The sequence below is a fragment of the Longilinea arvoryzae genome (assembly GCF_001050235.1).
GTDB classification, from domain to species: Bacteria; Chloroflexota; Anaerolineae; order Anaerolineales; family Anaerolineaceae; genus Longilinea; species Longilinea arvoryzae.
This window is the reverse complement of record NZ_DF967972.1, coordinates 2,384,702-2,405,899: the sequence shown is the minus strand read 5'-3', so window position 1 is coordinate 2,405,899 and position 21,198 is coordinate 2,384,702. Positions and strand designations below refer to the sequence as shown.

Below are 21,198 nucleotides of genomic sequence, written 5' to 3'. Positions count from 1 at the left end.
GTGAATTACAGCCTTTCCCACTCGAAGCTGCCGATGAACGGACCAACCGTCTTCAGGAATGGATCCGGGCACTCCTCCTGCGGAATGTGCCCGCAGTCGGCGATCTCGACAAATCGGGCGTCCGGCAGCTCCTGCGCCAATCGCCGGCTTTGTTCTCGCGGAATGATGCGATCGTCATCCCCGCTGAGCACCAGGACGGGCATCCGAACCTCGGCAAGGCGCTCGACCAGCGCCACCGGCTTATGGGTGACCCGGGTCATTTCCCACAACGCCCGATCCCAGTTCTTGGCCTGAAACGGCTTCCGGTAACCCGCCACAATCTCCGGAGTGATTTTACCCGGATCGTGCCAGGCCCGTTCGATCAGCCGAGCGTCCTGCTTTTTCATCAGGGAACGCACCAACCACGGCCCGATCCGATCGTATTGCGGAAGCCTGAAAAGCGGTCTGAGCCATTCCGGCGCGCCTCCGCTCGAATAAACCGCCGGGTCGACCAACACCAGCCCTGAAAACCGCTGCGGATGCGCCTGAGCGCTCGCAAGAGCAACCGTTCCGCCGGCCGAGTGGCCGATCAGAATTGCCTTTTCGATCCCCAATTCGTCCATCAGCCCGATCAGGATTGCGACCTGCGCCTGCGCGCTGTACGGATTCTCGCACTTCCATTCGCCGGGCATCAGGCGCTGCGTCAAACCAAACCCCGGACGGTCATAGGCTAGGACTGTGGCGTGTTTCGCCAGCGGCGCCATCACCTCGCGCCAGGAGAATACACTCGCCCCAAAGCCGTGCAAGAGGATGATGACCGGCTCACCGGCGCCTATTCGTTTGTAATGGACGCGTATGCCATCGATCTCGATGAAACGGCTGTCCGGTTCTGCCAGCTCCATCTCATGGGCATATTCCCAGGCGAGAGCTGCCGGCGTGAAAAACGGGCCAAGCAGCAGGATTAAAATGGCGATCAGAATCAGGATGGCGATGATTTTCAGCGCTTTACGAATTCTCACCCTTACCCCCTTCTGGGAGAGTCCCAGGAAAAGACGCCCGCAGAAATGGGAAACAAAATCGATTCGCACTTAATTCTAAGAGCTTCAGGATAAAAAACAAGCCGGCGATCCCGCGGGCGTCTGTAAAGAATATGGTGAATTTTACTGGATTTGTAAAGAATAGTTTAATTTCTTGCCATTTTATAATACATTCTTAATTATTACCTTATTTGTCCTATATATAATCATCCATGGATATGGAGGAACATATGAAACGGAACCTTCTGTTTACAGTCGCTCTTTCAGTGATGATTGTTCTCACTGCCTGTAGCGGAAACGCAACCGGTACGGTGCAACCAACCGCCGCACCCACCGCGGCCGGTTCCACCGGCAATTTGGATGCCATCACCGTCAACGTGGCGGATAACTCCGGCTACGGAAAAATCCTGGTCAACAGCCAGGGGATGACCCTTTACCTGTACACCAAAGATACACCGAATACCAGCACCTGTTACGATACCTGCGCCACGAACTGGCCACCTCTGATCGTCACCGGCACGCCGACCGGCGGCGCCGAACTCGATGCCACCAAACTGGGCACCACCCAGCGCACCGATGGCTCGATGCAGGTTACCTATAACGGCTGGCCGTTATACACCTACATCAAGGATACGAAAGCCGGCGATACCAACGGTCAAAATGTCGGTTCGATCTGGTTCGTTGTATCCCCGGCTGGCGAAAAAGTGACCTCTGCTGCCGGCAATACCGCCAGCACTTCCAACCAATATGACGAGAACACCTCGGCCAACAGCAGTCAGGCCGTCACCGAAGGGAATAACATCGCGATATCGATCGCCAATTTCCAATTTTCCCCGAACAACCTCATCGTTCATGTAGGCACGACGGTGACGTGGACCAATTCGGATTCCGCGCCCCACACGATCACAGCCGATGATGGTTCCTTTTCAAGCGGCACCCTGAACCAGGGTGGCACCTTCGCATTCACCTTTACGAAGGAAGGCTCTTTTACGTACTACTGCGCCAACCATACGAACATGATCGCTTCGATTACCGTCGTGGCGTAGATTTACAAACCAACGGGCGGTCATTTTCCCGAATGGGAGGGTGACCGCCTGTTTTGATTTACACCAGTTTTTCGCGCGCCATTTGCCAGATGCCGTCGAACATGGCAGGCGTCAGACGTCCGGTTTGCGTGTTTTGCTGGCTGGGATGATAGGACGCCACCAGCCAGGGCAATCCGTTGCCCAATTCATGAAACACGCCGTGACCGAATTTCAGCGCCGGCAGGTCAAAACCGCGCTGCCGGTAAACGCTCAACGCCGTTCGAAATCCGATCTGACCCAGCGCGACAATGCCCTGAAGATCCGGCAGCAGGTCGACCTCGGCCTGCAGAAACGGCCGACAGTTATCCATTTCCGATTGGGTCGGCTTGTTATCCGGCGGCACGCAGCGGCAGGTCGCTGTAATCAGAACATCCTTCAGCGATAAAGGGTCGTCGCGGCTGACCGCTTTGGGTTGGCTGGCGAAACCGGCCCGGTGCAGCGCAGCGAACAAGAAATCGCCCGAGGCATCGCCGGTGAACATGCGCCCGGTGCGGTTGGAGCCATGCGCTCCGGGCGCCAGCCCAACGATCAACAGGCGTGCATTCCGGTCGCCAAAGGCTGGCACCGGCTTTCCCCAGTATTCCCAATCCTGATAGGCGCGCCGCTTGACCCGGGCCACTTCCTCGCGCCAGGCGACCAGGCGCGGGCATTTGCGGCAGGCGATGATTTCGTGGTTCAGGGCTTCCCAGGCAGATGAATCATTGGGCATGGTGATTGGCCCTATAAAAGCAACATGGCGTCGCCGAAGGAAAAGAACCGGTATTCCAGCCGGATGGCTTCCTGGTATGCCGCCAGGATGCGTTCTCGCCCGGCAAACGCGCTGACCAGCATGATCAAGGTTGATTTTGGAAGGTGAAAATTGGTAATCATCCCGTCCACCGCGCCAAAGGTATAACCCGGCAGGATGAAGATGCTGGTCGGGCCGCAGAACGGCGCCACCGCGTCTCCGGATGCGGCCTTCTGAGCCGCGGATTCCAGGGTGCGCACGCTGGTCGTCCCGACGGCGATGATGCGCCGGCCAGCTTTTCGGGTGGCGTTGATCAGATCCGCGGTCTCCGGGTTGAGCTCGCACCATTCGGTGTGAATCTTATGCTCGCCCGGATCGTCCTCGGTCACTGGCGCAAAAGTATCCAGCCCGACGTGCAGGGTTACCTCGGCGAAACGAACGCCCTGTTCCCTGAGTTGACCCATCAATTCAGGCGTAAAATGCAAACCTGCGGTCGGCGCTGCGGCCGAACCCGGCCGATCCGCGTAGACCGTCTGGTAGCGTTCCTGATTTTCGAGATGCGTGTGGATATATGGCGGCAGCGGCATCTGCCCGATACTGGGCAGGTAGCCCTCAACCGGCGCCGAAAAACGAATCCGGCGTCGCGAACCTTCCAGCACTTCGATCACCTCGGCCTGCGGCCCGTTCGGAATGGTAACTCTCTTGCCTGCCAGCAGGCCCTTTCCGCCTACCAAGGCTTCCCAGGTTGTCTCATCTTCCCGGCGCAACAACAGCAGTTCCACCCTGCCGCCGGTGGTTTTGAGCGCGTAGATCCGTGCCGGAATGACGCGCGTGCGATTAATCACCAATAGATCACCCGGATTGAGATACTCGCCAACCCGGTAAAAGACTGTGTGCTCTATTTCAGTTCGATCGCGCCTCAATACCATCAAACGGGAATTGTGGCGGGGTTCCACCGGCGTCTGCGCGATGCGTTCGAGCGGCAGCGGATAATCGAAATCACTCGTTTTCATACAATTGCAAATGACCCTTCATTATTCGATCAAAGAATAATCGCAGTCAAACAAGTAAAAAGACCACGAAATACACGAAAAAGAAGAAGACAAGCCAAGAATCTTCAGATCAGGCGCGGTTGCTGCGTTTCCTCGGGGAAGGCCAGCCCGAAATGATCGTAGGCGGCCCGGGTGGCGACCCGACCTTGAGGCGTGCGGTCGATAAAGCCCAACTGGAGCAGGTAAGGCTCGACCACGTCCATGATCGTGTCCGATTCCTCGCTGATCGAGGCCGCGATGGTATTCAAACCAACCGGCCCGCCATTGTACTTCTGGATGATGGTCATCAACACCCGTTGATCCACCTCATCCAATCCAAGCGGGTCGATATTTAACAGGTTCAAGGCCTGGTTGGCCACATCGCGGTCGATCACCCCGTCCGCGCGCACCTGGGCGAAATCGCGCACCCGGCGCAACAGGCGCAAGGCGATGCGGGGTGTGCCGCGCGCGCGTCGGGCCACTTCTTCGATGCCGCCGTCCTGGCTGGGCACATTGAGCATTTTCGCCGCCCGGTCGACGATTTTTTTCATGGCGGCCGGATCGTAATAATCCAGGCGGTAGACTGCCCCAAACCGCGCCCGCAGCGGCGAGCTCAACAAAGCAAGCCGTGTGGTGGCGCCAACGACGGTGAAGCGTGGTAATTTCAAGCGGATCGAGCGCGCCGAGGGTCCCTTGCCGATGACGATATCCAGCGCATAATCTTCCATGGCCGGATACAGCACCTCTTCGACAGCCTTCCCCAGGCGGTGGATTTCATCGATAAAAAGAATGTCCCCGGCGTGCAAATTGGTGAGAATGGCGGCCAAGTCGCCGGCGCGTTCCACGGCCGGACCAGCCGTGACCTTGATATTGACGCCCATTTCGTTGGCCAGCACGTTGGCCAGGGTGGTTTTTCCCAGGCCTGGCGGCCCATAAAACAGCACATGATCCAACGGCTCGTTGCGTTTACGCGCAGCGTCGATCAAAATTGCGAGATTCTCACAGATCTGGTCCTGACCAATAATCTCCGCCAGCTTTCGCGGCCGCAATGCCTGATCCAAACGGTCGTCGGGCCGAGGATCGGGGGAAATGACACGCTTTGGGGATTCACTCATGGGTTGAATTATACCTTATCTGTATAAAGCGACTATAATTGGGCCAGCATTCTATCCGATTGGAGACTGATATGTCCAATGTCTATGTTTCACCCCACCCGCTGATTGCTCATAAACTCAGCAAGTTGCGCGACGTCGCCACAGAACCCAAGAAGTTCCGTGAGCTGGTGCGTGAAATCGCGGGTTTACTCGCCTATGAGGCTACAGCCGACCTGGTCACCACCCCTGTCGACGTGCAAACGCCGCTCGCGATCACCAGGGCGGCTCAATTAAAGGAAAAAATTGGTTTGGTTCCGATCTTACGCGCCGGTCTGGGAATGGTGGAAGGCTTTTGGGAGCTCATGCCCTCCGCCGAAGTCTGGCATATTGGCCTGTATCGGGATGAAAAAACCCTCAAACCGGTCGAATATTATAATAAATTACCCATCGAACCGACCGTTTCCGTCTGCCTGATCCTGGATCCCATGCTGGCAACCGGCGGCTCAGCCACCGCGACCGTGGAAGTGCTGAAACGGTGGGGTGTTTCCAAAATCAAGTTCGTCGGATTGATCGGCGCGCCCGAAGGGATTGCCTTGATGCAGCGCCAGCATCCGGATGTGCCGATTTATCTGGCCGCCATCGATGACCACCTGAATGAAAAAGGATACATCGTCCCCGGCCTTGGCGATGCAGGCGATCGTCAGTTCGGCACGGCCTGATTGGCGGGCGAATAAGGCAGCAGGAGCTTGACACAGCATCCTGCGCCGGGCGTGGAAATAATCTCCAGAGAGCCGTCGAACAGCGAAATCCGCTCAGCCATGCCCGCCAGGCCCAGGTGCCCCTGCTGCATCAAATTTGCGGGCTTAACGACCTCGAAGCCAGGTCCATTATCGATGATCCTGGCTTCGAGGTCATCTTCTTTAAATTCGATTGTCACCTCAATATGGGTGGCGCTGCGGGCGTGCTTGCGAATGTTATTTAGACCTTCCTGGATCACCCGGAAGGTCACCAATTCCAGCTCGGAGGGCAATCGATAAGACGGCCCGATGACCTCAAAGTCGACTTCCGCGGTCGGCAAATCCTGTTCGAGCGCTCTACACATCATTCGCGCCGCCGCCGCCAATCCCAGGTCCTCCAGAATCAGCGGGCGGAGATCATTGCTCATGCGCCGCACATCGATAATGGCGCGGTTGATCAGCGTCTGGAGTTCGCGCAAGCGGATTCGTGCGGCTTGGGGATCCTTTACGATGGCCGTGTGGCATAATTCGAGCCGCTGGGATAAGCCCACCAGGTCCTGCACGGTTTCATCGTGCAGTTCGCGCGAAATTCGTTTGCGTTCTTCTTCCTGGGTTTCCAGAATTTTCATTGCGTACTTTCGCAATGATTCGCGTTGTTCCTTTTGGATGGACATCATCCGGTTGAAGGTGGTGAGCAGAAGGGTGATTTCCGGCGGTCCGGCAATCGGCACGTCGTGAAACTCACCTCCCTCGGCGACGTTCTGGGTTTCTTTCAGGAGTCGGGATAAAGGCGAGATATTTCGTTGCAGCATCCACAATAACAGAACGACGCTAAATAGAAGTCCGACCAGCATCAATCCAGGGATGATATACAGATAGGGTCGCGCCGGCTGCATCAATTGACTCCAGGGTTCGGTCATCATGATGCCCCAACCCATGGCACTGATCGGCGCGTAAGAAATCACCCTCCCGCCGTCTCCATCTGAATTATCCAACCGGCTCAGGGCTTGAGATGAGCTTTGCATCTCACGCAATACCGGATCATCCTTCAACTTCGTTCCGATCAAATCCTTTTGAGGGTGGTAAAGAATGGTCCCCTGTGAATCGATCAGGAAGGCCTGAGCGCCCACGTTTGCCTGCAGATCCTGTATTACCTCAGGCCATAGATGCTTTTCAACAAAAAGCACCCCGATGAGCAGGCCCTGCATCTGGCTGTCTTGAAACACCGGCACTGCGATGACAACGGCCGGCGAACCTGAGGGTACTTCTGAAATAAACGGTGAAAAAACGGGGGCTTTTTGCTCCCAGGCCTGCTGATAGTACGAACGAAAGGCATAGTTGAGTCCCAGGCGGGACTTTGCAGCCGAGGTCGCCGCAACGGCGTATCCATCCGTGTCCAGGAAATTGATGCCCCCCTCAAAACTTCGCAGCAGGGGTTCCCAGTTTTCCAGTAAGGCTTGCTGAGCCGGCACATCGCCCAGATGCTGCGACAGCGCATCCGCTGTGGATTGAAGAAGGGTGAGCTGGTTGTCGAATTCCTGCGTAACGCTATTGGCGGCCACCTTGACCAATCCCGTGTTGCGATCCAGGACCAGATTGCGAGTCAGACTTTGATAGGCAACGATGGCAATCAAAATACTGACCAGGGTGAGGGCAATCACCGGCAGAAGCGTAATGAGAATCACCCGGTTTTGAAAACGGATTTCGTACAGCCAGTGTTTATCTCTCATTTTCGTCAAGAGAGATCCACCCTTTGCCGATTGCGTTGGTTACGGCCTCTGTCCGGCTGGTGACGCCTAATTTTTCAAAGATGTTGCGGAAATGCACCTGAACGGTTCCGGCGCTGATCGAAAGGAAGATTGCGATTTCCTTGTTGCTCTTCCCCTGCGCAGCCGCCCGGAGGACCTCCATTTCACGTTGGGTCAAGCCCTCCTGCATCTCAGCGCTCCGATAGAGCTGACGGCGATTGATACGCTGCACAACCTTGTGCGCGATGCGCGGATCTAGGGCAGTCTCCCCCATCCGCACGGTTCGGATGGCATGTTCCAGTTCCTTCCCGCTGGATGTCTTGAGCAGGTAACCACTGGCTCCCTTTTCCAACAGCGGGAAGATATAGCAATCATCCTCATAAGCCGAGAGGATGATGATTTCCACATCCGGAAAGCGTTCTTTGATGATCTGGGTCGCCTCGATGCCGTTCATGCGAGGCAGCCGAATATCCATGATGACGACATCCGGTTGGAGGCGTTCCACCAGTCCAATCGATTCCAATCCATCTGCAGCTTCGCCGACAACGCGAAAATCCGGCACCTGCTCGAGCAGTTGACGGGTTCCCTCGCGCACGATCTGGTGATCTTCTACCAGCACAATTCGTGTAATCGAGGTTTCCATGGGTTCACTTGCCTAACCGCCTATTTGCATCATACAGCGTCCCTCTGGCGCGGGACGGTGGGCCAGTTCATGCCCGAGAGGTTTTGCCTCGACCGTCTGTTGGATCAAAGGGAGAATGGGTTTACCGGCGCGTAGCGCCTCTTTAATATTGACTTCCCAGTCACTCATCAGACACGGCCGCAAGAAACCGTCCGCTGTCAGGCGCAGGCGATTGCAGTCGCCGCAGAAGGCTTCGCCAATGGCCGCGATCATTCCAATGCGCCCGAGCCCGCCGTCCAAACGGTATTCCTTCGCGGGGCCGTTGCCGCTTTTTCCATGGACTTCCTGGAGCCCCAGCGGTTCAAGCTGGTCGCGGATATCCTGAATGGGGTAATACATAGAGGAAGGAGCCGGGAAACCATCGCCCCAGGGGGACTGGTTTCCAATGGGCATCAATTCGATGTAGCGCACGTTCCAGGGGTGGTTGAGGCTCAGGCGGGCCATCGGAACAATCTCATCATCATTGATCCCGCGCATAACCACCATGTTGATTTTAATGGGGGTCAAACCGGATTTCTCGGCCGCATCCAGACCCCGCATCACTTGATCGATAGTGCCCACGCGCGTGATGCGCTTGAACAATTCCGGTTTCATCGTATCCAGGCTGACGTTGATTCGTTTCAGACCGGCCTCAGCCAGCTCGGCAGCCTGTTGTTCCAATAAGAAACCATTGGTCGTCAGGCTGATGTCGTCGATGCCCGGTATGGCTGCCAGCATGCGCACCAGGTTGGCTAAATACGGGCGAACCAAGGGTTCACCGCCGGTCAAACGCACCGCATGCACGCCCTCAGCCGCCATAACGCCAACGATCTCGGCAATTTCCTCATAGCGAAGGATTTCTTCATGGGATTTCCATTGCGCGCCTTCCGGAGGCTGGCAATAGACGCACCGGAAATTGCACCGATCTGTGACGGACACTCGTAAATAAGTGATCTTTCGACCAATGGTATCGATAAGCATAATAATCCTATTCTATTAGGATGGCTATCCTAATTGTATCATTGGAAGCGAAGGGAGATGCAAACGTATTTCCCCATTTTGGGTGACATTTGCATTAATCGGATCAATAAAGCACCCTCGCGGGGTGCTTCGTTGAATGACTCAAAACGCGAGGGTGCCAGTCTTCGCCAGGAACCCGGTCGGGGGACGAACCTATTCCCAGGCGAGGAGAAAATGTCGGTGCGGATCGATTACCGGTCCGTGCACGAACAGCAGGGATCAGCGGATGCCTGGATGATCGGGAGATCCGCCAGATGCTGACCGTGCACCATGGCCTGGATGGCCGGGATATTCACGTACGATGGCGTGCGGATCTTCAAACGCTGGGGAATATCGCTGCCATCCGAAACCAGATGGTAGAACAACTCACCGCGGGGGGCTTCCGAATTCATCACGACTTCGCCGGCCGGAATCACCGGGAAGTGATCTGCGATCCGTACCGGCCCGGTCGGAAGATTCTCCAGGGCAGCCTCGATCAAACGCACGCTTTCGAGCATTTCCATGGCGCGCACCACAATCCGGGCTTTGACATCTCCGCCTTCAGCGGTAACGATCTTGAAGCCCAGTTCCTGGTAGGCCGCGTAAGGCCGGTCCTGACGGATATCCGTCGCCAACCCTGACGCGCGCGCCAGCGGGCCCACTGCCCCATAGGCAAGCGCATCTTCTTTGGAGAGCGGACCGACTTCGGTCACGCGCCCTTTGAGGGTGATTGACTCCATAAAGGCCGGAACGATAACGTTGGCCAGTTTATCCTTGATCTCGCGCACGACCCCAAGCACGACATCCGGTTCGGTCAGGTCGAAATTCACACCGCCGATCGCGTTGGCGGCATAATGCACGCGATTGCCGGAGACGCGTTCCAGTAGGTCCATCACGCGTTCGCGCAGGTTGAAGGCTTCCATAAACACGGTCTGGTAGCCCAGAACCTCGGCGCCGATGCCGGCCCACAACAAATGGGAGTGCAGGCGTTCCAACTCCAGCATGATGGTGCGGATATACCTGCCGCGGGCGGGCACTTCGATGCCAGCCAGCTTTTCGGCCGCCATCGCCAGCGTGGCCGTATGCACACTCGAGCAAATGCCGCAAACCCGTTCCACCAGGGTTAAATCCTGGATGTAGTTGCGCCGTTGCGCCAGCAGTTCGATCGAGCGGAAGCTGAAACCAATTTCGATATCCGCTTTCTCAATAATTTCACCCTTGCAGGTCACGCTCAATTTATAGGGCTCTTCCAGTGCCGGGTGATAAGGTCCAATCGGGATGGTATATGGCATGCTATTCTCTCCTGGCTATGCCTGTTGCTTCTTGCTATCGCTGCCGCCCGGTTGCCGGAAAATTCCGGTCGCCAATGGGGACGGGAGGATCAAACGGCGCGGCGCGGGGTGACCGTCGAAGGTGACGCTGAAGAGGTCCTGCGCTTCGCGTTCTGCCCAGTTCGCCGCAGGCGTGAGCGGGGTGACCGATGGCATGTGCTGGCTCTGAGTCATGACCTTGAGGCTGCAAATCTCATCTTGAAACGAGAAGTTATAGCTCAATTGCGTCTCATCACCCATCGCCCGGGCCGTAATGCCCATCAGGCGCGCTTTTTGGGCGAGCATCTGTGAAACCGCCGCAACGATTTCGCCGCCGGCCAGCGTAATGATCCAGACGCCGTGCACAAGGGTCCAGCCTGAAGCGGAAGACAGTTTCTCTAAGCTTACTATTGGGGCTGTCATTCTTTACTTTCCTCCGCTTTCCTGGTTGAAATCAAATCGGATCCCCGGCGTGCCATCTGACCGCGCGAAGCTTCCTTGAGATGGCGCGTCGCCACCTTCTTGCGGCACTTTTCGCATAAGAATCGGATGTTTTGAATTTCCTCCGGCAGCGGATCGCCGTACAACTTCACCAGAACCGGGGCCGGCAGCGGCACAAAGGGCGTCTTGCAGCGACTGCATTGGACCATTTCGACCGCGTGATGTACCTTGAAGGCCGCCAGATCGCTGTTGATTTTGGTCGGTTTTTGATCGAAAGACAGGGCCGTCGTCGTGCAGTACTCGACACACCGGCCGCAATAGGTGCATTGCGCGGCGTTGTAGTTCCACACCAGGCCGGCGGGTTCGCGATTTTCGATCACGATCGCGCCCGGTGAGCACACGTAGGCGCAGGTTCCGCAGCCGGTACAATGATTGGTATTATGCAGCAGGGCGCCACGAAAATGCTGCGGATATTCAACGGCCTGTTCGGGACGCAGGGTGCGCGACCCACCGGCCAGATTTTGCTTCAGGATTTTCCAAATCCCCATTTTTACCTCCGTTCTCACGGCTGAGGATTACCAGATTACGGCAGCCGCAAAGGCAGCGACAGCCGTCAACGCGCCCCACAGCCAGTAGAAGCGGAACGCTTGATTCAACCGCAGGCGAGCTGTACTCACCGCCAGTACGGTCACCAAGACGACCAGCACCAGGCTGATCAGCACATACCAGACCAGTCCCAGGCCGCCGCTGATGAGGCTCGGGAAGAACAGCGCGGCAAACAGTCCGAGCATTCCGACCAGCTCCATGCCGTGAGCCAGTTCGAACAGAGCCAGCGGTAAGCCGTTGAACTCGGTCGTCGCACCGGCGACGATTTCCTGTTCGGCGTTGGGGATGGAGAAGGGATTCGAGCGGATACGAGCCGGGATCGAGATCAGGAACGCGAGTCCGGCCAGAATATGAACCGGAGACCACGGTGCGGCTGCAATCTTGGCCAGCTCGAAACTGCCAGCCTGCACTGCCAGGGCGATCAGGGCTGCCAGGAAAGGCAGGTTGTAGCCCAGCAGCATCACCGCTTCACGCGAAGCGCTGACCTGGCCGTATAACGAACGGCTTGCATAACCGGCCAGCACCGTGCAGATTCCCGGCATTTCGAGCAGATACACCACCAGGATCAAGTCGCCGGAAAAAGACGGCGTGAGATTTCCGGGAAGTGGAAGCAGCGCCAGTGCAAACACCACGCCCAGCACAGCTACCAGAGGCAACCCGTAGAACAACCCGGGATTGACGCCCACCGGAACGATCGTCTTCTTGCCGGCCAGCTTGACGAAATCGAAGAACGGCTGGAAGAAAGGCGGGCCCTGGCGTCCTTGCAGGCGGGCCGTCAATTTACGACCCATCCAAAGGTAAGTCCAACCCAGTAAAGCGCTCACGATCAGTCCAGGCCAGACCAGCACAGCCAGGAGGAAAGAGCCAATCGTATTCATATCTCAGGCCTCCTTTTCCGCCAGCAACTGGGCTGCCTGTTTCAAACCGCGCAGGATATCCTGCGGCCGCGGCGGACAACCCGGAACATAAACGTCCACCGGGATCAAGGATTCGAGCGGGGCGCAGACGCTCGGGCTACCGGTAAACACATTGCCCGTGGCAGGGCACGAACCCACCGCCACGACGACTTTCGGAGATGGCATTTGAGCGTAGATATCCACTAAGGCCTGCTTCGTGCGCAAAGTGATCGGCCCGGTAACGATCAGGATATCCGCGTGCTTGGGACTGCCCTGTCGCAACCCGCCGAATTGCTCGGGATCGTAACGCGGACACAGGCCTGCCCCCACCTCGATATCACAGCCGTTGCACGATCCGGCGTTTACCGTGTAAAACCAGGGGCTCTTGCGGCGAGCCGCGCGCAGTAAAGGTGAAAGAATTGACATAATAATTCTCCTGTTCTGGCTCAACGCAGCAGCCCGGTCCACAGACCCGGGTAGATGCCCAACGCAACCACCGCCACGACCAGCACGATCAAAACCATTTTGGAAAGACCAGGCTCAGGATTGCTGCTCTCGCCCTGAACAGGCCCCAACCAGACGCGGTGAATGGCGCGCACATAGTACAACAGCGCCAGCGCGGTTGCCGCAGCCATCGCAATTCCCAACCAGGCGCCGCCAAGAGCCACCCCGGTTTGATAAAGACGCCAGCGGCCGAGGAAGCCAATCGTCGGCGGCACGCCCAGCATGCCCAGCGAACCGGCGATAAAAGCAGCCCCGCTGACCGGGAAACGGGCGGCCAGGCCGCCGTCAGCTAAAGTGATCGAATGGCCCATTCGGTTTTCCGCCACCGCCACCGCGCCGAAAAGGATGACCTTGCAGACTGCGTGGCTCAAAGCGCCGAACAGCGCGCCCTGCAGGCCCACTTCGCCACCCACGGTCAGGCCCAGGATCAGGTATCCCAGGTCATCGATGGTCGAGAAGGCCAGCATGCGTTTGAGATCTTTCTGAGCCAGGGCCAGCAATGCCCCGCCGAACATCGACAGCAGCCCGATGCCAAGCCAGATTGCGCTGTACCCTTCGAACAAACCGGCCATCGTCTCGCACAGGTGAACCAGTTCGCTGAAGGAGGCGATGTCGACGATCGAGACGATCACTGCCGTCGTCAATGCCGGCACGGTTTCAGCCACGCCGGGCAGCCAGAAATAGAAAGGCATCAGGGCCAATTTAAGCCCAAAACCGACGATCAACAAAATGGCGGCGGCCTTCATGGCCGGGCTGTTCGCGGCAGCATTTCCACCGCCCAACACCATGCCCAGCGCGATGAACACCAGCGCCGGGATCAGCAGGAAGAGATACGTCCGGGCAGCTTTCTTCGCATCGGAAGATCCGCCCAGCCAGACCAGGGCTACGGCCAGCAGGGCTGTCGTGTCCAGAAGGACTACCCGCGCGACGCCGGTAAAGAACAGGCTGACGATCGAAAGAGCGCCCACTCCGGCAGCGACTCCCCACCAACGCCGGTCGCCCTGCTTGATCGCTCTGGCGATACAGGCAACTGCGATCCATAAAATGGCAAGCGTCAGGCCAAAGACCAGATTCCACTTCTCAAGATTGATCATCTTTCACCTCACGCTCCCAACCAGATGACTGCTGCAACCACAACAGCCAGCGCCAGCGCTGCCAACAGCGGACGTTCTTCGCCAGCCTTGCGTGCGATTCGATCCAGCCAACCGGCCGCAGCTTTGATCCCGCTCCATATCGCCAGATAAACCGGATCGGGATCGGTCACCTTGTACACCGGTTCGACGGCTTCTTCCACCAGTTCGGTGAAATCGGTGCTGGATACGGCTTCATCCGGGCTGACCAATGGGTCACCGCCGGTGAACACATTGGCGGTTGCATTCGGGCGCGGCTTGCTGATCCAGAAGATCAGACCACCCAGTACGATCGCGACCAGGACGACGACCGCGCCCAACGTGACACTGATACCGGCTGTGCCGGTGTGCAGGCCAAGCCAGGAAAGTTGGAGTACATTCTCGAAGCCCAGCGACTTCACCGCCGGCACGACGACGCTGCCGATCAGGATCTGGGGAGCCACACCAAACAGGATGCACAATCCCGCCAGCACGCCCATGCCGATTCGCATGGCCGGCGCGGCGTCGTGAACGCCCTTCTTCTCCAAATCCTGCGGCAACTGCCCGAAGAAAGTGGATACGGTTGCCTTGAGCATGTAGAAGGCCGTCAGGACGCTCGTCAACCAGGTTACCAGCACGATCACATAAGAGCCGGCATCCAGGGCCGAGTCCAGCAACAGCCATTTGGCCACGAAACCGTTGCCAAGTGGAACGCCCACAATGGCGCCCGCGGCGATCAACCAGATGATCGTTGTCGCCGGCATCCGGCTGAACAGTCCACCCAGCTTGCGCATATCCCGGGTTCCGGTTTCATGCTGCACGGCCCCTGCGACCAGGAAGAGTGTGCCCTTGAAGAGGCCGTGGTTGATGACATAGAAAATCCCCGCGGCCACACCCAGGGGCGTACCCAAAGCAAGCGCAGTGATGATATGGCCAATTTGACTGATCGTCGAATAGGCCAGCAAGCGCTTGAGATCGGTCTGTTTCAGAGCAAACAGGGCGCCGATCAGCATCGTCAGCGCGCTGATCACCAGCACCAGCGTGTTCCATCCCGCACCCCACGGATTCTGCAGAGAATACATACGCGCGATCAGATACACGCCGGCTTTGACATAACAGGCTGAGTGCAGCAGAGCCGAAACCGGCGTAGGCGCATTCATCGCTTCCGGAATCCAGGTGTTGATCGGGAACAACACACTCTTGGCCATCGCTGCGACCAGCATCAGCAGGAAGATACCGGTAGAAAAGGAAGCGCCGACGGCTGGATCGGTCCACATGAAACTGCCCGAACGGGCTGCCAGCAGCAAAATACCGATTAAGAATCCATAGCCCGCGATATGGGTCATGATCAACACTTTACGGGCGCCCTGCGCTGCGGCTGTTTGCTTGTACCAAAAACCTACCAGGAAATATGAGCACAACCCGATGATTTCCCAGGATACATAGGCAACCAGCAGGTTGGCGGAAAAGACAAGGTTAATCAATCCGGCAATGAAGGTCAACATCAACGCGTAAAAGCGCGTCGTTCCTTCTTCGTGAGCCATATAAGGGATGCAGTACAGCAAGATCGCCGTGCCAATGACCGAGGCCATCAGGGCAAAAACCATGCTTAACCCGTCGACGTGATACGCGAATGAGATGGATCCATCCCAATCGAACAGCGACAAATCGACTGCGCCGTTTTGAATCACCTGCGGGAGCAGACTGAGCGTGCCTGCCATGGCCACCAGGCCACAGATAAATGCCAGCCAACCCTTGGCTCGCGTAGAAAGAGCTTTGTTGGCCACCAGAAGAATAAGCACTCCGGCAAACAAAGCTCCAATGGGGATCAGGACTGCGTTCGTTTCCACAACGCTCCTCAGTTCTTGGACTCCTCACCCACCCGCCAGCGGCGGAAAAAGCACCACCGTGTCATTTGGCGAAAGGGGCGTATCCAAACCTTGTAAATCACGGGCATCCTTGCCGTTGATCAATATGATGACCATATGGCTGAAGGTCTTCCCGTCCGGTTCATAAACCCATTTTCGGAATGGCTGCCCGTAGCGGGTCGAAAAATCGTCCAGCAGGGCGCCAAGGGAGTTCGCAGTTCTGTCATAATCAAAACTGCTGCTCCCTAAAATATCCCGAAAATAGGCGTAACAACGTATCTTCATATTCAATGAGGAAATCAGAGATAATTGATTTCGGCGCAGGAAAGCGTCCCGAACAGGAGGTTACCGGTAAAGAAATACGCCTGCTCAGGACGCTTTCATCTTCAATCCCTACCAATAAGCTTGCCGCTCACCCTCTATGCAAGCGAAAGGGCTTCGAGCTTTTCTTTGGTGGGCACACCGTTCTTGTCCCAACCCCGCAGCTGGTAATACTCCGGCATCATCTCAGGAACATGGGAGATATTGCCCTTGGAAGGACCGCTTGCTAACGGGGTGGTGGTCAGGCGGGTGGGGACCATGTCATCCGCCTTGGTATATCCGATCTCCAGGTCCCAAAGGCGTTCCTGATTCCAGATGCGCTCGCCGGCCTTCATGAACTCATCCACCGAGTAATCCAAACCGGTCAGCGCGCTCAACATCTCGGCCAGTTCATCGGCACCGAGGCCGAAGGTGGAGAAGAGGCACGCGCCGCTGGAATCAAGGGCAGCCGTCAGGTTCTGGAAGGTGATATCCAGGCCAGCCTTGCCTTCGGTCGCCAGGTTGTCCATCTTGACCGGGTTGCCCAGCACTTCCACGGCCACAGTGTAGCCACGCACATGGCAGCCGCCGCGGTTGTTGGTCGCGTAGTTCAGGCCAATGCCCTGGACAGCGCGCGGATCGTAAGCCGGCATTTCCTGCTTCTTGGCGGTCATCGAGTATTCAGGATGGCCGAAGCTTTCCGCCAGGCGGTAGGAGCCGAGCGCCAGCTTGTCGCCAAAGCCTTCGCGCATACCGGTCAGGCGCACCATTTCAACCATGGTCTCAGCCGCGCCAAAGGGCAGCGCCACACCGCCGGTATCCTTGGTGGTGATGACGCCATCGGTGTACAGGTCCATCGCGCAGGCGATGGTCGCGCCCATGGTGATGGTGTCCAGACCGAGTTCGTTGCACAGGAAATTCGCCTTGGTGACGGCTTCGATATCATCGATGCCGCAATCCGGGCCAAACGACCAGGCGCTTTCGTATTCAGGGCCTTCGCCTTCACCGGCGTACTTGGGATTGGTGATCTTGGTGGAGCGGCCGCAGCTGATGATGCAGGAGAAGCAGCCACGTGGGCGCCGCAGCAATGTGGCCGAGAGGGTTTCACCGCCGACATTGTTCGCTTTGGGATCATAACCATCGCGATAATTGCGGGTGGGCAGACCACCGATTTCGTTGAGGATGTTCACCAACACATCGGTGCCATAGGCCTTCAGGCCGGCGCCGCCAACGGGATGAGCCTTGATCTTGCCGCGCGCGTTGAGCACGGCCTTCATGAAGGTTTCGTTATTGGCAGCCTTGACTGAACCGCTGCCAGAAACGGCGATCGCCTTCAGGTTCTTGAAACCCATCACAGCGCCAACGCCGGTGCGGCCGGCCGCGCGGTGCATTTCGTTCATGATGCAGGAATAAAGCACCAGTTTTTCACCGGCAGGACCAATGCAGGCCACCTTGGCATCTTCATCCGTTTCAGCGCGGACCATGTCCGTGGTATCCGGCACCATCTGGCCCCAGATATGGCGTGCATCGCGGATTTCAACCTTGTTGTCGTTGACCCACAGGTAAACCGGATGATCCGCCTTGCCTTCGACGATGATCATGTCATAACCGGCATACTTCAACTCGGCGCCAAAAGAACCGCCCGAGTTCGAGCAGGCCAGGGTATCGTTTAATGGCCCCTTGGTGATGACCATGTAACGACCGGCGGAAGGAGCAAATGTACCGGTGAACGGTCCCGTCGCGAAGATGATTTTATTCTCTGCGCTGAGGGCCTTAACTTTCGAATCGACCTCATCCGTATATATCTTCTCAGCCAAACCGCGGCCGCCGATGAACAACTTTGCCATGCGGGGGTCGATGGCTTCGCGGGAGACTTTTCCGGTGGTCAAATTGACACGTAGAATCGTTCCAGTCCAACCGTACATGTTACTTTACCTCCGCAAAAGCTTCTTTAAACTTAGCAGAGAATGCCTTCTTGCGTGAGCGCGTGGCCAGAGTATCGTCCACATATTCAAGCGCATTGTTCGGGCAGAACTTGACACATTCAGGATCGCCGTCGCAAACATCGCACTTGAGAATACCGCTGGTCTTGGCGTCATAGACGACATTGCCAAACGGGCAGGCCAGCGTGCACATCCGGCAGCGGATGCAGCGAGTGGCGTCCCATTCGACCAGGCTGTCTGGCGCGTTACGGTGCATGGCACCGGTCGGGCAGACCGCCACGCAGGCGGCGCTTTCGCAGTGCTGGCACATCATCGGAACAGAAGCGCCTTCACGATCCCATGTAAATACATGTACACGAGAAGCGCGCGGCCGGAATTCTTGTTCATGCTTGAAAGAGCAGGCAAGTTCACAATTCCGGCAACCGGTACACCGGTCAGGGTGGATCATGATTACTTTGGCCATCTTTCCTTCCTTATAAAATATGTTGAGGGGTGGGCATAGGGGATCATCCGCAACGCAATCAGGCCGTGGGTCGGGATGATTGGGCCTCTATAAAATGTCAGGTAGTCTGCGAGCTGGGCCTTTGCTATGTTTATTTACGCAGGCCACCTGGGTATAGGATATCAAATTTCGTTCCTGTGTACATCGTTAGTGTGACTAAATTCACATACCTGATTCGAGGTATCTATCGATAAAAACAGCGGCTCGAATGAGCCGCTGTCTCTTCAAACTACCTGCAAGCCTGTCATCTGGCAGATCAACAACCGGAACAACCAAATGGGTATTCCCAAAATCAAATGAACCACCAGGCTGACACTGAACAAAGCCGATAAACCGCGCAGGATCTGGTTCAGCCCCGGAGCGAGATTCTCCAGCATCCACATCCCGGCCCCGGCAGTGATGGCAATGATCAGCAGTCCCAGAAGCACCAATCCCAACGGCAACCAGGCCTGCCGGTCGGATGCCGAGGGCAGCATGGTGCTGCTGACTGCGAAGGCCAGGTAAAACCAGAGCCAAAAATCCGTCACAGAAAAAACGCCGCTCAAAAGACCCGGCAAATCCTTCCAATTGCTGGTCAAAATCGCCGTTCCAACGGGCAGCAATTGCAGTCGACTCAGACCCAGCCAGGCGATCAACACCCCACCGGTCAACAGCGGAGCCATGCCGATCAGGGTATCCCTCAGCCAATCCGCGCGCGCCGTCTCCACATATCCCAGGCGCAGCGAACCCTGCGGCGTTGTCTGCGGAATCAGCGAGAACTTGCCGGTGCGCACGCCCAGCAGCCGCGCCATGAGAAAATGACTGGTCTCATGCAGCAATACACCCGGGAAGAACAGCAGCGAAAAGATTCCGATCGCGGCGGAAGGATTGCGCGTGAGCAGCAACAGCACCGCCTGCAACTCGCGGTGCAGCCAGCGTTGGACGACCCAAAACAGCGCCAGGCTAAGCGCGAAAAAAACCAGCCCATCGACAGGCACGGGCATTCGCGGGTCTACTTTACGTCCGCCGCAACGATCTTTGCAAAATCTGCCGCTTTCAGGCTGGCGCCGCCCACCAGGGCGCCGTCGATCTCAGGCATGCCGAAAAATTCCGCCGCATTCGCAGCGTTCGCCGAACCGCCGTACAAAATTCGCACCGCTTCGGCGACGTCCTTGCCGAACATTTCGGCCAGCGGTTTGCGGATGGTTTCGGCGATGACCTGATTGGCAGCCTCGGCAGTGGAAGCCCGCCCGGTGCCAATCGCCCACACCGGTTCGTATGCGATTACCAACGCCGGAGCCAGTTCGGGGCTTAAATCCTTCAGGCCTTGCTTCACCTGGCGGGTGACCACCTCGGTCGTGCGCCCGGATTCGTTCTCTTCGAGCGTTTCACCCACGCACACGATCGGCATCAGCCCTACCCCGAAGGCGGCTTTGACTTTGGCGTTAACGATCTCATCCGTCTCGCCAAAATCGCGCCGGCGCTCGGAGTGCCCGATGATGACGTAGCTGCAGAATTCTTTAACCATGGCCGGCGAGACTTCGCCCGTATATGCGCCGGATGCCTTGGCGTGCAAATTCTGCGCGCCCAATTTGATATCGGTGCCGGCCAGCATCGCCGAAACAGCCATCAAAGCCGTGAAGGGGGGGCAGATCACCCGTTCGACAGAGGAGACGGCTTGCAGACCGGGCAGCATATCGGCTACCAGGGCGCGCGCTTGCTCGACCGTCATGTTCATTTTCCAGTTACCAGCAACGAATGGTTTTCTCATGAATACCTCTTGTGGATAATATTCTCACTTCTTTTCGGCCATGGCTGACCTTGAAGTGGTTTGGGATTGGATGCGAAATTCCACTTGCAGACCATTCTTTTTTATACCGGATTTGCCAAGTTGTAAAGACCGGAAAGAAGGACAATTTTAGGACCGTGCGGTAATCTTGGATCTAGGCTCTCTCGAACCGCAAGGCCGGATCAAATTCCAATTCGTTCGATTGACGTGAGGTTGGATTGCGGGTATGATCGAATTGCCTCAGGTTGGTCGGGCAGCCGCGGCGTCCCATTGGGATGTCGAGGAAAGTCCGCGCTCCACAGAGCACGATGTCGGGTAACACCCGGGGCGGGGTAACCTGCCAGATCGGGCCACAGAAACATACCGCCCCGCAAGGGGTAAGGGTGAAATGGCGGTGTAAAAGACCACCGGCGCTGCCGTAATGCAGCGGCCAGGCAACCCTCATCGGGAGCAAGGCCAAGCAGGGACGGGAGACTGCTCGTCTCGACACGTTTCCGGGTAGAAATACCCGGGAGGGTGGAAGTTCCGGGTAGGCTGCATGAACGGGCTGGCAACAGTCCGTCTAGAGAGATGGCTGCCCAGGCGGGTGCGTGCGTCCTCTTCGGAGGAGACCCAGTCGCCGGACAGAACGCGGCTTATAGATCAGCCTGAGGCACTATTTATAAAATCAGACAGAACACCATCGAGGTGCTGGCGCGGCATATCGGTCAACCTGAGGCACTATTTATAAAATCAGACAGAACACCATCGAGGTGCAGGCGCGGCATATCGGTCAACCTGAGGCACTATTTATAAAATCAGACAGAACACCATCGAGGTGCTGGCGCGGCATATCGGTCAACCTGAGGCACTA

21 protein-coding genes and 1 other RNA gene are annotated in these 21,198 nt (G+C 57.1%); 3 read left to right on the top strand and 19 right to left on the bottom strand.

The features are described from left to right. Positions 1-5: 5 nt before the first annotated feature. A complete protein-coding gene (locus LARV_RS10705) occupies positions 6-998 on the bottom strand; it encodes an alpha/beta fold hydrolase (protein ID WP_083522493.1) in 993 nt (330 codons plus the stop codon). Between the two features lie 248 nt (positions 999-1,246). On the opposite strand from LARV_RS10705, the gene LARV_RS10700 reads away from it, so the two are divergent. After that, positions 1,247-2,062: a plastocyanin/azurin family copper-binding protein gene (locus LARV_RS10700; RefSeq protein WP_075073626.1), complete on the top strand. Its 816-nt coding sequence runs from the start codon at positions 1,247-1,249 to the stop codon at positions 2,060-2,062. A gap of 58 nt (positions 2,063-2,120) precedes the next feature. On the opposite strand, the gene LARV_RS10695 is transcribed toward LARV_RS10700, so the two are convergent. The 3 genes from LARV_RS10695 to ruvB form a co-directional block, all read right to left on the bottom strand. After that, the gene (locus LARV_RS10695) at positions 2,121-2,810 is read right to left on the bottom strand and encodes a uracil-DNA glycosylase (protein WP_075073625.1); all 690 of its coding nucleotides are present in this window, start codon (positions 2,808-2,810) and stop codon (positions 2,121-2,123) included. Positions 2,811-2,821: 11 nt separating this feature from the next. Next, entirely contained in the window at positions 2,822-3,841 is a 1,020-nt protein-coding gene (gene queA / locus LARV_RS10690) for a tRNA preQ1(34) S-adenosylmethionine ribosyltransferase-isomerase QueA (RefSeq protein WP_075073624.1), read from the bottom strand. 104 nt (positions 3,842-3,945) lie between these two features. Further along, the gene (gene ruvB / locus LARV_RS10685) at positions 3,946-4,974 is read right to left on the bottom strand and encodes a Holliday junction branch migration DNA helicase RuvB (RefSeq protein ID WP_075073623.1); all 1,029 of its coding nucleotides are present in this window, start codon (positions 4,972-4,974) and stop codon (positions 3,946-3,948) included. Positions 4,975-5,045: 71 nt separating this feature from the next. Between ruvB and upp the strand changes: the two genes are divergently transcribed. Then, positions 5,046-5,672, top strand: coding sequence for a uracil phosphoribosyltransferase (gene upp, locus LARV_RS10680; RefSeq protein WP_075073622.1), 627 nt, complete (start codon positions 5,046-5,048; stop codon positions 5,670-5,672). Here the strand turns inward: upp and LARV_RS10675 are convergent. From LARV_RS10675 to tpiA, 15 genes are all read right to left on the bottom strand, one after another. Beyond that, positions 5,654-7,420: a sensor histidine kinase gene (locus LARV_RS10675; RefSeq protein ID WP_075073621.1), complete on the bottom strand. Its 1,767-nt coding sequence runs from the start codon at positions 7,418-7,420 to the stop codon at positions 5,654-5,656. The genes upp and LARV_RS10675 overlap by 19 nt on opposite strands. Beyond that, on the bottom strand, positions 7,410-8,081 hold the full coding sequence (locus LARV_RS10670) for a response regulator transcription factor (protein ID WP_075073620.1): 672 nt from the start codon (positions 8,079-8,081) through the stop codon (positions 7,410-7,412). Before LARV_RS10670 ends, LARV_RS10675 begins: the two co-directional genes overlap by 11 nt. Positions 8,082-8,093: 12 nt before the next feature. Continuing rightward, positions 8,094-9,080: a GTP 3',8-cyclase MoaA gene (gene moaA / locus LARV_RS10665; protein ID WP_075073619.1), complete on the bottom strand. Its 987-nt coding sequence runs from the start codon at positions 9,078-9,080 to the stop codon at positions 8,094-8,096. Positions 9,081-9,310: 230 nt separating this feature from the next. Beyond that, on the bottom strand, positions 9,311-10,390 hold the full coding sequence (locus LARV_RS10660) for a hydrogenase large subunit (RefSeq protein ID WP_075073618.1): 1,080 nt from the start codon (positions 10,388-10,390) through the stop codon (positions 9,311-9,313). 15 nt (positions 10,391-10,405) lie between these two features. Then, a complete protein-coding gene (locus LARV_RS10655; RefSeq protein WP_083522491.1) occupies positions 10,406-10,831 on the bottom strand; it encodes an NADH-quinone oxidoreductase subunit C in 426 nt (141 codons plus the stop codon). Continuing rightward, positions 10,828-11,397, bottom strand: coding sequence for a 4Fe-4S dicluster domain-containing protein (locus LARV_RS10650; RefSeq protein WP_075073616.1), 570 nt, complete (start codon positions 11,395-11,397; stop codon positions 10,828-10,830). The genes LARV_RS10655 and LARV_RS10650 overlap by 4 nt, the downstream gene beginning before the upstream one ends. A gap of 27 nt (positions 11,398-11,424) precedes the next feature. Beyond that, complete coding sequence (locus LARV_RS10645) at positions 11,425-12,333, bottom strand: respiratory chain complex I subunit 1 family protein (protein WP_075073615.1); 909 nt, start codon at positions 12,331-12,333, stop codon at positions 11,425-11,427. 3 nt (positions 12,334-12,336) lie between these two features. Continuing rightward, the gene (locus tag LARV_RS10640; RefSeq protein ID WP_075073614.1) at positions 12,337-12,819 is read right to left on the bottom strand and encodes an NADH-quinone oxidoreductase subunit B family protein; all 483 of its coding nucleotides are present in this window, start codon (positions 12,817-12,819) and stop codon (positions 12,337-12,339) included. Then, positions 12,798-13,949, bottom strand: a complete 1,152-nt coding sequence (locus LARV_RS10635; protein ID WP_075073613.1) for a proton-conducting transporter transmembrane domain-containing protein — start codon at positions 13,947-13,949, stop codon at positions 12,798-12,800. Before LARV_RS10635 ends, LARV_RS10640 begins: the two co-directional genes overlap by 22 nt. 8 nt (positions 13,950-13,957) lie before the next feature. Continuing rightward, positions 13,958-15,814, bottom strand: a complete 1,857-nt coding sequence (locus LARV_RS10630; protein ID WP_075073612.1) for an NADH-quinone oxidoreductase subunit 5 family protein — start codon at positions 15,812-15,814, stop codon at positions 13,958-13,960. A 24-nt stretch (positions 15,815-15,838) separates the two neighbouring features. Further along, a complete protein-coding gene (locus tag LARV_RS10625) occupies positions 15,839-16,117 on the bottom strand; it encodes a MoaD/ThiS family protein (RefSeq protein WP_075073611.1) in 279 nt (92 codons plus the stop codon). Between the two features lie 134 nt (positions 16,118-16,251). After that, on the bottom strand, positions 16,252-18,057 hold the full coding sequence (locus tag LARV_RS10620) for an aldehyde ferredoxin oxidoreductase family protein (RefSeq protein ID WP_075073610.1): 1,806 nt from the start codon (positions 18,055-18,057) through the stop codon (positions 16,252-16,254). A 1-nt stretch (position 18,058) separates the two neighbouring features. Beyond that, a complete protein-coding gene (locus tag LARV_RS10615; RefSeq protein ID WP_075073609.1) occupies positions 18,059-18,538 on the bottom strand; it encodes a 4Fe-4S dicluster domain-containing protein in 480 nt (159 codons plus the stop codon). A 263-nt stretch (positions 18,539-18,801) separates the two neighbouring features. Further along, the gene (locus LARV_RS10610; protein ID WP_075073608.1) at positions 18,802-19,560 is read right to left on the bottom strand and encodes a hypothetical protein; all 759 of its coding nucleotides are present in this window, start codon (positions 19,558-19,560) and stop codon (positions 18,802-18,804) included. An 8-nt stretch (positions 19,561-19,568) separates the two neighbouring features. Then, positions 19,569-20,327, bottom strand: coding sequence for a triose-phosphate isomerase (gene tpiA, locus LARV_RS10605; RefSeq protein WP_075073607.1), 759 nt, complete (start codon positions 20,325-20,327; stop codon positions 19,569-19,571). Between the two features lie 259 nt (positions 20,328-20,586). Between tpiA and rnpB the strand changes: the two genes are divergently transcribed. Next, positions 20,587-20,999: RNase P RNA component class A (rnpB, locus tag LARV_RS10600), an RNA gene on the top strand. The last annotated feature ends 199 nt before the right edge of the window (positions 21,000-21,198 follow it).